We start from the raw sequence: 14350 nt of genomic DNA, 5'->3' as shown, positions 1-14350 counted from the left end.
TCATTCGCGCTTTGCTCATCCCCGCTCCGCCGCGCTACCATGCGCTTCCATCGTGACTACTTGGCCACTTCTGCTGAGCCACCTGTTGAGCGCATGCGCCATGAATGATGACGTCAATCCAGACATTCCATCCGAACCCATTTCCCAGCCGAGTAAGACGCGAAGCGCGCTTGACCACTCGATGCGCAATGCCGTGCGCAGCGCGCGAGAGCTCGCCGAGCGCGCCAGCTCCGCTGCACGTGACGTCGCCGGCGCTGCCAGCGAAACGGCGAGGGAAATTGCCGGACTAGCCAACGAAACGGCCAAGAGTGTGACGGAAATGGCCAGTGAAACGGCACGCTCGGCTATTCAAATCGCCTCTGAAGGCGCGCAAGTCGTTGCCCAGCTCGCCGAAGACGGCGCCAAAGTGGCCGCGCAAATCGCCGGTGATACCGCCAAAGCAGCGAGCCAAATAGCGAAAGAAGTGGCGCTCCAGATGGCGCAGGCCTATTTGCGTAAATCCACGCTCACCCTTGCCTTGCCAGAAAGCCTGCTGAATAAGCAAGTTCGGCAAATCGCTAAGCGCAACCCCAGTGTGGACCATGTTGCCGTCTATTGCGGAGATGACCGACTAACCGTTGCGGTTGATGGCCACCAAAATCGCTTGGTCTATACCGTTGAGCTCGAATTCGATGTGTTGGAATGCAAGATCTCTCGGGACGAACAGTACCTTCGCGTTCGACAGGTAGACGAGTCTCTTGATGCACAGTTTCGTCAGACGAATTTGGTCGCTAACTGGGCCACAAGACAAATCGCTAGAGGCAGCTTTTTTATGGCGAATCGGCTGCCTACGCGCTCGCCCATTAATCAAATGCTGGAAGATCTGCCAGGTTTTCGCCGCGAAGGCCCGCGTTTGTGGCGCATCGACCTGCAAAAGTCCGACTTGATTGAGTTGCTGAATAACCGCGCCTGGATGGTCGACAAGTTGCTCAGCCTGAGTGACTTAAGCGTGCTGCCGGGTTTGACCACCCTCAAGGACAGCCGCGACCTACTCATGCAGTTGGTTAATCAATTTGAAATTCGCGATCTTCGGGTACGCCCCGGTCGCTTAGAGGTGCTGGTGGGTATCAACGCCGGTTGATACCCACTTTTCACTTACAGACCGCGTGCTGCCAACTTTTTCAAACCGGCGCGAATAGGCGCTTCTAACGCCTTCTTCACCACCCAGCCCGTGCCCGGCAGGGCCGAATCAAAGTCAATGGTGTAGTGCAAGCGGCAGCCATTTTCGGCCGAGTAAAAGCGCATCACGCCGTAGTGATTCTTGACTGGCCAGCCGCCTTTGCTAATGGTGTATTCAATCAGCTCATTGGTTTCGGCTTTCGTGACCGTTTCTTCTAAAACCACGCCCGGTGCAATCGTCATGCGACGAGTTGAGCCCACGCCATTGGCATGGTCTTGACCATCTTTTACGCGCTTGATTTTGGCAGGGAAAATCGCGGACAGATTTTCATGAACTGCGAGAAAGCCATACAGCTTATCGACGGAAAATGGGAAGGAATGCAAAATTTCGATGTGTTGTCTGGCCATGTCACCCTCTTCTGAAAATAGTTATCGTCAGATTTGATCGATGGCCGATGATGCCGGAGCAGCCCCCTTCAGGGCAAGCCCGTGTGTCACTTCAACAGGTAGCGATCGAGGGCGCGCAAACACTGTTCGCGCAGGGTTTCCTGTTCATTGGCCAAGTGATGTGCGGCGCCTGCCACCTCAACATAGCCTTCTACATAGAAATGCTGACGCACGTAATTAATGTTAAAGCGCCAATCAACGGTTTCATCTTGATCGCCTTGCACCACACTTATTGGGTAACGACACGCGGGCATCGCCTGCATTAGGGCGTCCCAGCGAATCATACTGCCCAACCAGCCCATCGGGATGTGCCGATGCTGCAGAGGATCGTGGTGCCAGATAAAGTCTAGAAAGGCTTGATCGCTGGAGCTACGTCGAAAATGTCGGGGGACTGTGTTACGGAAACGATGCAGCAATCGGTAGCCAAAGTTGATTTTTCGCCATTGCGCCGGTCGAACGAGGGGCGCCCAAAGCTGCACACGCTCAAATGCCGGGCGCTTTCCTGCCTGCAAGGAGCTGAGCACGTGATGCTGCAAAATTGCACCGCCGGTACTCTGCCCCACCGCTACCCAAGGGCCGGGCAACTCTGGCTTCAATGCCTGCAGAATGTCGTGCAAGACTTCCTGGTAGTGCACAAACTCTTCTATGTCACCCGATGCGCCATTCGATAGCCCATGACCCGGCAGGTCATAGCACACCACGGCATATCCCCGCTCTAAGCCCCGCTGAATTAAGTGGGTGAACAGACCGACATGATCAAAGTAGCCATGCAGTACCAGCAAAGTGCCCTTCGCTGGTGTGCGCGGCAAGAACACCTGCGTGGCAATGTCGTAGCCGTAGGCTTCGAGTTTGCCCCAGCCATAATAGCTGGCGTGATTATTAGCAACCTGGTCCAAGCCATAATGCTTTGCATACTCAGCAAAAGAGCCCACTAAGGGGGCTTTAACATGCATATCAAAGCGAGGCAGGCCTCGCCTGAGTGTCTCTACCGAAAATGGACTTACCACGAAAACGGCTTATCACTTGAGCCCGGGGTTTCACGAGCTGGCGCTGTATCAATTGGCTGTGAAACAACAGGAATTTGCACCCGAATCGAGCCCGCCGCCGAAGGAGCCACCAAGGCCAACACGGCCTGCTGAACTGGCAGTGTCATGGACTTTAATAAGCTCTCTTCAAATCGATCTGGGTATTCACGAGGATTCACACCCGACTGATCGGCCCATGCTTGCACTTCTGCTTGTGACCAATATTTTTGCACTTCATTCGTCTTAATCAACTCGCCCGTAGCCACATCAATGATGCGAATGTCTGCCTGCAATTCGGCCTCTAACTTCGCCAGATGAGCGCCATAAATTTCACGTCCGCGATCGACTAAACGTAAGCGCTGTGCATCAATCACAACGACATAGTCTGCAGAGAAGCGCTGGCCTAACTTCGCTAAATTTTCCGCCGTGGGGTTGGCATCAGCAATGGTTAATTCATCCGCTTGAGCGGCGAAATTGTCACGCTCAAGCACGCGAACAGCTCCGCTTTGCAACAATGACTGCTGCAGTCTTGCACGGAAGCGCTTCAGAACGGTCTGCCGATCCCCGAGGTGTGAAAACGCCACATCCGTAGCCTTAGACTGCGTCACAACAACCGCTAAACGCGGCATGGCATCACGCGCTGCATCAGCTCCACCTGCTTTTAACACCGCCGCTCGCACACGAACCCGCCAGCCTTTGCCCACAGGTTGCTCACTTAAAACGCGATAGGACTTAACACTGCCTTGGGAAAAGGTCAGCGTACTACCCGTGCTCTCTGCTGCCCAATTTGCAACAGCAATATCACCGTTAGGTTTCACCACGGCTAGCGTATTCAAGCTCGTCTCAACATGACCCAGCTGGGACGTCGCAACGCCCGTCACCTGTTGCACCGCATTTGCTAAGGCGCGGCTCAATGCGGCGGCAGGCGATGCACCCGAGCCATCTGCAGTGACCTCAACAGTTTCTCGTGCAGAAGGCAGTGCCGATTTCACTGGGGCAGCCTGCACTGATCCCAACAACATGGTCAGCACCATCCCAATTCCGATCCACCCATGACGCTTGCTCATAATGCCTCCTGCACGAGAATTCGGGTTACAGCCCGAAAGTAGATTTTTTACCTGTCTTACGAATCTCTTTTTCGCCCGACCACTCCAGAATTCCCGTCTCAAGATTGGTCAGCTTCAGCGTGAACTTGTAGTAAACGTCTTTCACACTGCCGTTGTACTTAACGATCGAGGACATGTTGCCGTAAAGCATGAATTCAGCGCCCATTTGCTTTCTTAAACGCACAGCAGTGGACGGATCAACCATGCCACCACTCTGCTGGAAATCCATCTGGTCTCGCATTTGCTGAACCGCTGTCATATCCACAAAACGAAAACGACCTGAATTGAGCAATTTGCTTGAAATCGTGTCAGTGATCGATTCCGTATCAATATGCTCAGTGGTCTTATTCTTAATAGAGTCCACGAACATCACAGGACGACGCTTTGCGGTCATTTCCACCAGCGGGGGGAACATCAGCATGTCGTCGACCATCTTGGCCGCGATCATCTGCAAGTCGGTGGAGCCGAAGCCTGTAGTCGTCGTTTCAACCGCTGTGGCGTCACCGTACTGAATAGCGGGGTTAGCGGCGCAGCCTGTCATTGTGAGTGTTCCTGCGGCTACAGCCGCCATCATCCATTGACGCTTATTCATGATTAACGCTCCTCAATTTGAATCTTAAAAGTCACTACATTGGATTGCGGCGCGACCGCTTGAACTGCTTTAGTTTCTTCGCCCAAAAGCGATAAAGGGGTCCAAGGTCGGCCATCCGGTTGCACTTCAAAGCCGTCTCGATCAAACCATAAAAACTTGTACTGCAAGTCTTTACGTGAAAGATCTTCATTTTTGATATCAACAGAAGCCATCAACAAACCTGCGGATATACGCTGCCTAACGGCTTGAGCAGTGATATCAGTAAGAAGTCGGGGAAACTTCGAATCCAATATAGCTTGGTATTGTCCCTTGCTGTCTGGAGACACCGTCGTCACTTCACTTGAGGCGCACGCCACTAAAATTGCTGCGAGCCCAGCGGTTAGTACTTTTTTCATTGTGGAATCCCTCTCACAGCTCATAGGTCTGAATAAATAGTCTCGATCTCGTATTAACAACTCGAACCAGCGTCGTTCTCCGCGACTTAACGTCAATTTTATGTGTCATTGAAACACCCGGCCCCATGAGGTTTACCGATTGCTCGCCGGGAGGAAGCTCCATTTGCATAGCGGCGGTATACGCCGGCAACAATAACCACGAGCGCAAGTCTGCATTTTCGGAAATGAAGTTATAGACATTGCCGGCCAACTGCCCCAAAGGTCCGAAATGATCGCCCGCTTGTTTTTGAATTTGATGCTTGGCCACGGCTCTCAGTGTTTGCCGAACGATCATGCCGGGAACTTTTTCCTTCAATGAACGAGCAGCCAGTGCCCCCACATTCGTCAACAAGGGCAACGACTTCTCTTGCCCGTTGTAACTAATCGAAAGTCCACCATAAGGCGCTTGTGAGCTGGCGTGATACGTCGGGAACGCCAACGTCACGATGGCTCCCGTAAACGTCGGAATAGGTACTTTTATTTCGTCTTTTTTTGGCGCAAAACCTTCTTCATAAAGAAAGACAATAGTGCCGTTGTTTTTGGGTCTTACACGTTTCTCTGCCCGCGTCAGTGCTGCTTGCAGTTCCGTATTTGAAGGGTACATCTCTACCGCTTGGCGATAGTCGACAACTGCACGCCCCCATTCGCCTCTCGCCTCCCAAACCGCACCGGAGAGGAAGAGTACATACGCATTTTGAAAGGAGGACTTCACTTGACCAGCGACTTCATCCAGTCCTGCAAAATGACCCGCCACTTTATTTAAGGGAACTTTTTTCTCTTCAGCTTCTTTTTGAGCCTTGGCAATTTCTGCCTCATTCTTTTCAGCCAAATTGCGCTGCTGATCTGCCGCCCTTCTCAACTCAACTTCTGCACCATCAAACTGCTTTAATGCCAAATAGTTAAAGGCTTGAAAAGCGTGGGCAAAAACACGCTCAAAGGCCTCACCTGAATATCCAATAGCATTATCGTTTGTCACCATGCTGGCCATGCCTGAGACGAGCGAGGATGCCTGCACGGTCGCTTTCATATCGCCCTGCTCGAAGGCATTACCCACCCATTCAAAGTCAGTTTTACTGTCTTCAAATTTATCTAGCAATTGTGTCAATCGAGCACGCTCAAGGCGATACAGCAATGCGTCGGCACCAGACTCTGCTTTGGGTGATAACGCGATAAGACTCTGGTCGCCTGTACCCGCATTAAGGGAAGACTGAATCGTTGCGATTTGGTTTGGATAGGGAGAAAAGAGTGAGGTTGTTGCGCAACCTGTCAATGCCAAGGGCAAAAGTGCGATCTGCACTAATTGTTTAAACATAAAAAACATCCTGTTTTTAATTATTCGTTTTGACTGCAACCGGTCATTGCAGCCAAAACTATCAAACTTTTAGCGTTACTGCACCTGCTGACGCAACTCACCACGAATATAGCGCTCGGTCATTGCATCCAGCGACAATGCACGAATCTTGCTGGCCTGACCGGCGCAGTTAAAGGCTTCGTAGCGATCAATGCAGACATCGCGCATGGCCACGATGGTGTCCTTGAAGAACTTGCGCGGATCGAACTCGGCCGGATTCAGCGCCATGTGGCGACGGATGGCGCCAGTCGAGGCCAGACGCAGGTCGGTGTCGATGTTGACCTTACGCACGCCGTGCTTAATCGCTTCAACGATCTGCTCGACCGGCACACCGTAGGTCTCTTTGATGTCGCCACCGTACTGGTTGATGATCGCCAGCCAGTCCTGAGGCACGCTCGACGAACCGTGCATCACGAGATGCGTATTCGGGATGCGCTGGTGAATTTCTTTGATGCGGTTGATGTCGAGGATGTCGCCGGTGGGCGGACGCGTGAACTTGTAGGCACCGTGCGAAGTGCCGATGGCAATCGCTAGGGCATCCACACCGGTATCCTGCACGAAGCGTGCAGCTTCTTCCGGGTCGGTCAGCAGCTGCGAATGATCGAGCACGCCTTCGGCGCCAACACCATCTTCTTCGCCGGCCATACCGGTTTCCAGGGAACCGAGGCAGCCAATTTCACCTTCGACTGAAACGCCACAGGCATGCGCCATCTCGACCACGCGGCGGGTAACGCTGACGTTGTACTCGTAGCTGGTCGGGGTCTTGCCGTCTTCACCGAGCGAGCCATCCATCATGACCGAGCTGAAGCCGAGCTGGATCGAGCGCTGGCAGATTGCCGGCGAGGTGCCGTGGTCTTGATGCATAACCACAGGCACATGCGGAAACTCTTCGATGGCGGCGAGGATGAGGTGGCGCAGGAACGGTGCGCCAGCGTACTTACGCGCACCGGCCGAGGCCTGCACGATCACCGGCGAATCGGTCTTTGCAGCCGCTTCCATGATGGCGCGCATCTGTTCGAGGTTGTTGACGTTAAACGCAGGCACGCCGTATTGGTTTTCGGCGGCATGATCGAGCAATTGACGCAGGCTGATGAGAGCCATTTGAATTTCTCCTAAAGAGTTATTTTTTAGCCGCAGCTTCGAGCGCAGCAACCGCTGGCAGCACCTTGCCCTCGACGAACTCGAGGAAGGCACCACCACCGGTGGAAATGTAGGACACGCGATCGGCTACGCCGTACTTGTCGATGGCCGCCAAGGTATCACCCCCACCGGCAATCGAGAAGGCATCCGACTCGGCGATGGCCAAGCTCAGCGCTTTCGTGCCGCCACCAAAGGCATCGATCTCGAAAACACCGACCGGGCCGTTCCAGAGAATGGTCTTGGCGGCCTTCAGCAGCTCGGAAAAACGCGCAGCGGTATCCGGGCCGACATCGAGAATCATGTCATTGGGGCCGACATCGGCCACGGCTTTGACCACGGGGGTAGCTGCTTGCACGAAGGCAAAGAAATCGTCGATCGGACCGGTGACTTCGGCAACCACAACGTCGGTCGGCAGCGGCACACTGACCTTGGCGGCGATGGCACGCGCGGTATCGAGCAGGTCGTGCTCGCACAGCGACTTGCCGACCGGATAGCCCGCAGCCGCAAGGAAAGTGTTGGCGATGCCACCACCGACAATAAGCTGATCGCAGAGCGTGCTCAGCGAGGTCAGCACATCGAGCTTAGTGGACACTTTCGAGCCCGCCACGATGGCGGCCATTGGGCGTGCTGGTTTGTCCAGCGCCTTACCCAAGGCTTCCAGTTCGGCCGCCAGCAGCGGGCCAGCGGCAGCGACTTTGGCGAACTGAGCGACGCCGTGCGTCGAGCCTTCGGCGCGGTGGGCGGTGCCGAAGGCATCCATCACGAAGACATCACAGAGCGCGGCATATTTCTGTGTCAGCTCGTCGAGGTTTTTCTTCTCGCCCTTGTTGAAGCGCACGTTCTCCAGCAGCACGACCTGACCTGGCTCGACCGCAACGCCATCGAGATAGTCGGCGATCAGCGGCACGGTCTGGCCGAGCTTGGCAGAGAGCCACTCAGCGACCGGCTTCAAGGAATTTTCCTCGCTGTATTCGCCTTCAACAGGGCGACCCAGGTGCGAGCAAACCAGCACGGCCGCGCCCTTCTCCAGCGCCAGCTTGATGGTCGGCAGTGAGGCCACGAGGCGGGCATCGGAACGGATCACACCGTTCTTGACCGGCACGTTCAGGTCTTCGCGGATCAGCACGCGCTTGTTGCGCAGGTCGAGGTCGGTCATTTTCAGGACGGTCATTTTCTTAGCTTCCTATCTTGCAATAAACAGGCTCTGCCTCTGGAGCGGAGGGGGTGCAGGGTGTGGAAGACGCATAAACCTCTCCATGGGGCTCTCCTCGGCATCCATGCCTCGGACGCTTCCACACCCTGCACCCCCTCCGCTCCAAAGACAGCATCAATTCTCTTTTGACAGTCGGTGGCAGACCCAACGACCGTCCCTCATCCGGTTCGGCGCGACACTCCCGATTCGTGAGCGCTCGCGCTTGGTACTGAACGAGTGTGGTGGCTGCGAGGCCCTGCACAGGCGGGAAACTTCCGAGGCATGGATGCCGAGGAGAGCTCCATGGACGGATTCACGCGTTTTCCAGCCTGTGCAGGGCCTCACAGCCACCACACGCACTACGGAGCACTATCGCAAAACAGCCAATGCAGCACACAAATCGAGCAGTCGATTCGCATACCCCCACTCATTGTCGTACCAAGCAAACACTTTCACTTGGCTCCCGACCACTTCAGTCTGCGTCAAATCCAGAATCAGCGACTCGGTGCGATGATTGAAGTCTGCCGACACCAGCGGTTCATCGTTTATGGCCATCCAACCTGCGCCATGACTAGCCGCGTATTGACGCAAGCCGTCATGCAATAAATCCACGCTCAGTGGGCGACTCATCTGCACGGTTAAATCAATGGCGGCAACATTCACGGTCGGCACGCGCAGCGAGTAGCCGCCTAATTTGTCGGCCAGCTCTGGAAAAATTTTACGGGCCACGCCCAGTGCGCTGGAGGTGGTCGGAATCATGTTCTGCGCGCCGGCACGGCCACGACGCGGGTCACGATGGACATGATCAAGCAGAACCTGGTCCGAGGTGTAGGCGTGAATTTCGGTCATCAGCGCCGACTCGATGCCGGTCATCTGCTCGAACGCCTGCAGCAGCGGGCAGAGTGCGTGCGAGGTGCAACTGGCCGCGGAAATGACGCGATGCTCGGGGCGCAAATCGGCGTCGTTGACGCCATGCACGATGATGGCATCGGCGTTGTCGAACGGAGCCGCGCCGATGATGACGCGCCCCGCTCCGGCTTCAAGGTGACGTGCAGCCTGAGCGTGAGCACGGAACTGACCCGTGCATTCGAGTACGACATCGACTGCAAGATGCCGCCAGGGCAGCTTGTCGGGATGCGCCTCGCTATACAACGCAATGCGCTGACTGCCGACACGAAGAATACGGTCCTGCAACACAACATCCGCTGGAAAGCGGCCGTGTGTGGTGTCGTAACGCAGCAAATGCAGCAGCGCTTCCGGCTCACCGAGGTCGTTAATTGCCACAATTTGCAGCGGGTGACGCTCACCCGCTTCAATCAGCGCGCGCAGCACATGGCGGCCGATTCGGCCGAAACCATTGATGGCAACGCGCATGGTCATGTCCGGCCGCTCGCCGTTAATGTCCCGCTCAGGCCAAGCCTTTGGCGGCAGCAACCACGGCATCTGCGGTGATGCCGAAGTGCTTGTACAAGTCGCCCGCCGGAGCCGATTCGCCGTAAGTGGTCATGCCAATCACCGCGCCATCGAGACCGGTGAAGCGATACCAATAGTCACTGATTGAGGCCTCAACCGCGACGCGCTTGCGCACCGCCAACGGCAGAACTTGCTCACGGTAGGCGGCATCTTGCTTGAGGAAAATATCCGGCGATGGCATGGACACCACACGAACACCCAGACCCTCTGCAGTGAGCTGATCGGCAGCGGCCTGCGCGACAGACACTTCCGAGCCGGAGCTAATTAAAATGATGTCAATCTGAGCGGCATCGCGCAGCACATAGCCGCCACGGGCGATATCCGCAATCTGCTGCGCCGTGCGGGTCTGGTGCGGCAGGTTTTGGCGCGAGAATACGAGCGCGGTCGGGCCGTCGTTGCGCAACAGGGCTTCACGCCAGGCAACAGCCGATTCGACGGTATCGGCTGGACGCCACGATGCCAGGTTAGGCGTCTGACGCAAGCTGGCCAGCTGCTCGACCGGCTGGTGCGTTGGGCCGTCTTCACCGAGACCGATGGAGTCGTGGGTATAGACATGGATCGCGCGCTGCTTCATTAACGCGGCCATACGCAGGGCGTTGCGGGCATATTCCATGAACATCAAGAAGGTCGCGCCGTAGGGCACAAAGCCGCCATGCAAAGCAACACCGTTCATGATGGCGCTCATGCCGAATTCGCGCACGCCGTAGTAAACGTAGTTACCGTCGGCGTGGTCTTGCACGCCCTTGCAGCCCTTCCACAGCGTCAGGTTAGAGCCTGCGAGGTCAGCGGAGCCGCCGAGCAGTTCCGGCAACAGCGGCCCAAAGGCATTCAGCGTGTTCTGTGAGGCTTTACGCGAGGCGATGGTCTCGGCCTTTGCGTCGCAAGCAGCGATCCACTCATTGGCCTTGGCAGTGAAATCAGCGGGCATGTCACCGGCGAGGCGGCGCTTCAGTTCAGCAGCCAGTTCGGGGTGAGCTTTCGCGTAGGACGACCACAGGCCATCCCAGTTTTGCTCCAAGGCATCGCCTTTCGCGCGGCCATCCCAGGCATCGTAAATCTCTTGCGGCACGTCAAATGGCGCGTGCGTCCAGCCCAGCGCTTCACGTGTCAGTGCAATTTCGGCATCACCCAACGGTGCACCGTGGCAATCTTCTTTGCCCTGCTTGTTTGGCGAGCCAGCACCAATCACGGTCTTACAGATAATCAAGGTGGGGCGGGCGCCGTCAGCCTGAGCTTCCAGCGTGGCGGCGCGGATGGCATCGCTGTCGTGACCGTCGATGGGGCCGATTACCTGCCAGCCATAGGACTGGAAGCGCTGCACGGTGTCATCGGTAAACCAGCCTTCCACTTCGCCATCAATCGAAATGCCATTGTCGTCGTAATAGGCAATGAGCTTACCCAGACCCAAGGTGCCCGCCAGCGAGCAGACCTCGTGCGAGATGCCTTCCATCAGGCAGCCGTCACCGAGGAAGCAGTAGGTGAAGTGGTCCACAACGGGGAAGCCGTCGCGATTGAACTGTGCTGCGAGGGTCTTTTCGGCCAGCGCCATACCGATGGCATTGGCAATGCCCTGACCCAGCGGGCCCGTGGTGGTTTCAATGCCGGGGGCATAGCCGTATTCGGGGTGACCCGGCGTCTTGCTGTGCAGCTGACGGAACTGCTTGAGGTCATTGATGGATAAATCAAAGCCGGTCAGGTGCAAGAGCGCGTACTGCAACATGGAGCCGTGGCCATTGGAGAGCACAAAACGGTCCCGGTTCACCCAATTCGGGTTGCTCGGGTTAAAGCGCATGAACTGACGCCACAGAACTTCAGCGATATCGGCCATGCCCATGGGCGCGCCGGGGTGACCGGAGTTGGCCTTCTGCACGGCATCCATGGCAAGGGCGCGGATGGCATTGGCGTAATGGCGTTGATTCAGCGGCAGCGCGGGCATGCAGTGGCTCCAGTCGGCTCATGCGCAAACCGTTAGGGCACGGTCTGCACGAAAGGCGCAATTTTCACCGATTACAGGGGTCGGGGGCAAACGACTTGAGAGGAAAACTCCATCAACAGTTTTCTATATTTATATATTTTGATATTTAAATTCGCTACAGCTACACTCTCGCCCCATGAGCGAATCCGACAACAGCACTGAGAAGTCCCCACTCGACCACCTGGCCAATTTGGCCTGGGCGGCCGGTGATCGCCTGCGCCTGGGCGTGCTGCGCGTTTTAGCCCGCGACGCCTTTGGTGTGTTGGAGCTCTGCCAGCTCTTCGACATCAAGCAGCCGTCGATGAGCCATCACCTGAAAATCTTGTCGGAAGCCGGCTTGGTGGTGCATCGGCGAGAAGGCACCAACTTGTATTACCGACGAGCGCCAGCACCATCCGCCCTCGTCGCCGAGTTGTTTTGCGCCCTTGACGCGACCACCACCGACACATTGACCAGTCAGCGCTTAGAGGCGGTGCAAGCCACTCGCGCCGAGGCCAGTCGGCGCTTCTTCGCGCAGTTCGGCAACGAATACCGTGAGCATCAGGATTTAATCGCGCGACTGAGTGACTACGGCCCTCGCGTGGTGGAGCGTACGGCCGCCCACGCCAGTGATGCCATTGTGTTGGAAATCGGGCCCGGCGGCGGCGAGTTGCTACCCGAATTCGCGTCTATTGCAAAAGAAGTGATTGCCTTGGATGTCAGTGCCGAAATGCTGACGCAAGCCAAAGCGCGTGCGCGCCAACAGCAGGTGAGCAACATTCGCTTTGTGCATGGCGACACGGCCAGCGCCTTAGTGCTGAACCTCCCGCCCGCAAACGCCATTGTGATGAATATGGTGCTGCACCATATCGCTAAACCCGCCGACATTTTTCATCACGTCGCGGCGCTACTCGCTCCGGGCGGACGCTTTTTGCTGACCGAGCTTTGCGAGCACAGTCAGGGTGAAAAGGCCCGCGAAGTCTGCGGCGATGTATGGCCCGGCTTCCACCCAGACACGCTAACAGCGTGGGCCGCTGACGCCGGCCTCGTCCCCAGCCACGAAGAATATCAAGCGCAGCGCAACGGCTTCCGTTTGCAACTCCGCGAATTTACCCAACCGGTCAGCGCCACGACCGTAAACCCTATTGCATTGACCTGAGCAGGAACCCCGCATGAGCGAATACAGCATCTTCACCTCGGAATCCGTTTCCGAAGGCCACCCAGACAAAATGGCGGACCAGATTTCCGACGCCATTCTCGACGCCATCATCGTGCAAGACCCACACGCTCGTGTGGCCTGCGAAACGCTGGTGAAGACGGGCGTTGCGATGGTCGCCGGCGAAGTCACCACCACCGCCGTCGTCGATTACGAGAGCATCATCCGTAAAGTCATCCTCGACATTGGCTACGACTCTTCCGACGTGTGTTTTGACGGCAAGACCTGTGGCGTGTTGAATTTGCTCGGCCAACAGTCGCCAGACATCAACCAAGGCGTGGACCGCGCTAAGCCGGAAGATCAGGGTGCGGGCGACCAAGGCCTGATGTTTGGCTATGCCAGCAATGAAACCGAATTGCTGATGCCAGCACCGATTCTGTATTCGCACCGTTTGGTTGAGCGTCAAGCTCAGGCTCGCAAGAGCGGCGAACTTGCCTTCTTGCGCCCCGATGCTAAATCGCAGGTCACCTTCCGTTATGCCGATGGCAAGCCCGTCGCCGTTGAGGCCGTGGTGCTGTCCACCCAACATTCGCCGGACGTGAGCGATGCCACGCTGCGCGAAGGGGTGATGGAACTGATCATCAAGCAAGTGCTACCTGCTGAGTGGCTAACGAAAGACACCAAGTTCTTTATTAACCCCACCGGCCGTTTTGAAATTGGCGGCCCGATGGGCGACTGCGGCCTGACCGGTCGTAAGATCATTGTGGATAGCTACGGCGGCATGGCTCGTCACGGCGGCGGCGCATTCTCGGGCAAAGATCCGTCCAAGGTTGACCGTTCGGCTGCATACGCCGGCCGTTATGTGGCAAAAAACATTGTGGCTGCCGGCCTCGCAGACCGCTGCGAGATTCAGGTCTCGTATGCCATTGGCGTAGCCGAGCCAACCTCGGTGTCAATTAACACCTTTGGCACCGGCAAGCTCAGCGATGATCGCATTGTGCAATTGGTGCGTGAGCACTTCGAGTTGCGTCCGTATGGCCTAACCCGCCAGCTTGATCTGTTGCACCCCATTTATGGGCCAACAGCATCGTATGGCCACTTTGGTCGTAACCCCTTCGAGCGCACCTACGACTACACCGTGCTGGAAGCGGGCCGTAAAGTCGCCAAGTCGCACACGGCAACTGCGTTCACCTGGGAGCGCACCGACAAGGCCGACGCCCTTCGTGCGGCAGCGGGCCTCTAAGCGCCCACTCCCTCCAACGGGCCGCCCTCACCAGCCCCATTAACATCAGCCGCGCTGCGCTTCTGCACAGCGCGGCTTT

Annotated in this window: 13 protein-coding genes; 3 read left to right on the top strand and 10 right to left on the bottom strand. The window is 56.6% G+C overall.

Annotated elements, in window-relative coordinates; genetic code table 11:
* Positions 1–100: 100 nt before the first annotated feature.
* Positions 101–1120, top strand: a complete 1020-nt coding sequence (locus A8710_RS02860) for a hypothetical protein (protein ID WP_068857953.1) — start codon at positions 101–103, stop codon at positions 1118–1120.
* Positions 1121–1134: 14 nt separating this feature from the next.
* Here A8710_RS02860 and A8710_RS02855 read toward each other — a convergent pair whose 3' ends face one another.
* The 10 genes from A8710_RS02855 to tkt all read right to left on the bottom strand — a co-directional run bounded on the left by A8710_RS02855 (position 1135) and on the right by tkt (position 11854).
* A complete protein-coding gene (locus A8710_RS02855) occupies positions 1135–1566 on the bottom strand; it encodes an SRPBCC family protein (RefSeq protein WP_068857952.1) in 432 nt (143 codons plus the stop codon).
* A gap of 86 nt (positions 1567–1652) precedes the next feature.
* The gene (locus A8710_RS02850) at positions 1653–2558 is read right to left on the bottom strand and encodes an alpha/beta hydrolase (RefSeq protein WP_068857951.1); all 906 of its coding nucleotides are present in this window, start codon (positions 2556–2558) and stop codon (positions 1653–1655) included.
* Between the two features lie 47 nt (positions 2559–2605).
* Positions 2606–3652: a CsgG/HfaB family protein gene (locus tag A8710_RS02845; protein ID WP_157686251.1), complete on the bottom strand. Its 1047-nt coding sequence runs from the start codon at positions 3650–3652 to the stop codon at positions 2606–2608.
* Positions 3653–3722: 70 nt separating this feature from the next.
* Positions 3723–4328 (bottom strand): penicillin-binding protein activator LpoB, encoded by a 606-nt coding sequence (lpoB, locus tag A8710_RS02840; RefSeq protein WP_068857949.1) that lies wholly within the window; start codon positions 4326–4328, stop codon positions 3723–3725.
* Between the two features lie 2 nt (positions 4329–4330).
* Positions 4331–4723: a YcfL family protein gene (locus tag A8710_RS11990; RefSeq protein ID WP_157686249.1), complete on the bottom strand. Its 393-nt coding sequence runs from the start codon at positions 4721–4723 to the stop codon at positions 4331–4333.
* 13 nt (positions 4724–4736) lie between these two features.
* Positions 4737–6074 (bottom strand): COG3014 family protein, encoded by a 1338-nt coding sequence (locus tag A8710_RS02830; protein WP_068857947.1) that lies wholly within the window; start codon positions 6072–6074, stop codon positions 4737–4739.
* A 75-nt stretch (positions 6075–6149) separates the two neighbouring features.
* Positions 6150–7214 (bottom strand): class II fructose-bisphosphate aldolase, encoded by a 1065-nt coding sequence (gene fba, locus A8710_RS02825; RefSeq protein WP_068857946.1) that lies wholly within the window; start codon positions 7212–7214, stop codon positions 6150–6152.
* Between the two features lie 19 nt (positions 7215–7233).
* On the bottom strand, positions 7234–8424 hold the full coding sequence (locus tag A8710_RS02820; RefSeq protein ID WP_068857945.1) for a phosphoglycerate kinase: 1191 nt from the start codon (positions 8422–8424) through the stop codon (positions 7234–7236).
* Positions 8425–8814: 390 nt separating this feature from the next.
* A complete protein-coding gene (locus tag A8710_RS02815; RefSeq protein ID WP_264753520.1) occupies positions 8815–9825 on the bottom strand; it encodes a type I glyceraldehyde-3-phosphate dehydrogenase in 1011 nt (336 codons plus the stop codon).
* A gap of 28 nt (positions 9826–9853) precedes the next feature.
* The gene (gene tkt / locus A8710_RS02810; protein ID WP_068857944.1) at positions 9854–11854 is read right to left on the bottom strand and encodes a transketolase; all 2001 of its coding nucleotides are present in this window, start codon (positions 11852–11854) and stop codon (positions 9854–9856) included.
* A gap of 175 nt (positions 11855–12029) precedes the next feature.
* Between tkt and A8710_RS02805 the strand changes: the two genes are divergently transcribed.
* Positions 12030–13031, top strand: coding sequence for an ArsR/SmtB family transcription factor (locus A8710_RS02805; RefSeq protein WP_068857943.1), 1002 nt, complete (start codon positions 12030–12032; stop codon positions 13029–13031).
* A 13-nt stretch (positions 13032–13044) separates the two neighbouring features.
* Complete coding sequence (gene metK, locus A8710_RS02800; protein ID WP_068857942.1) at positions 13045–14271, top strand: methionine adenosyltransferase; 1227 nt, start codon at positions 13045–13047, stop codon at positions 14269–14271.
* Positions 14272–14350: the final 79 nt, after the last annotated feature.

Origin of the sequence: Perlucidibaca aquatica (genome assembly GCF_001676655.1) — a bacterium.
GTDB classification, from domain to species: domain Bacteria; phylum Pseudomonadota; class Gammaproteobacteria; order Pseudomonadales; family Moraxellaceae; genus Perlucidibaca; species Perlucidibaca aquatica.
Note: the sequence above shows the minus strand (reverse complement) of the source record. Positions and strands in the feature narration are given on the sequence as shown.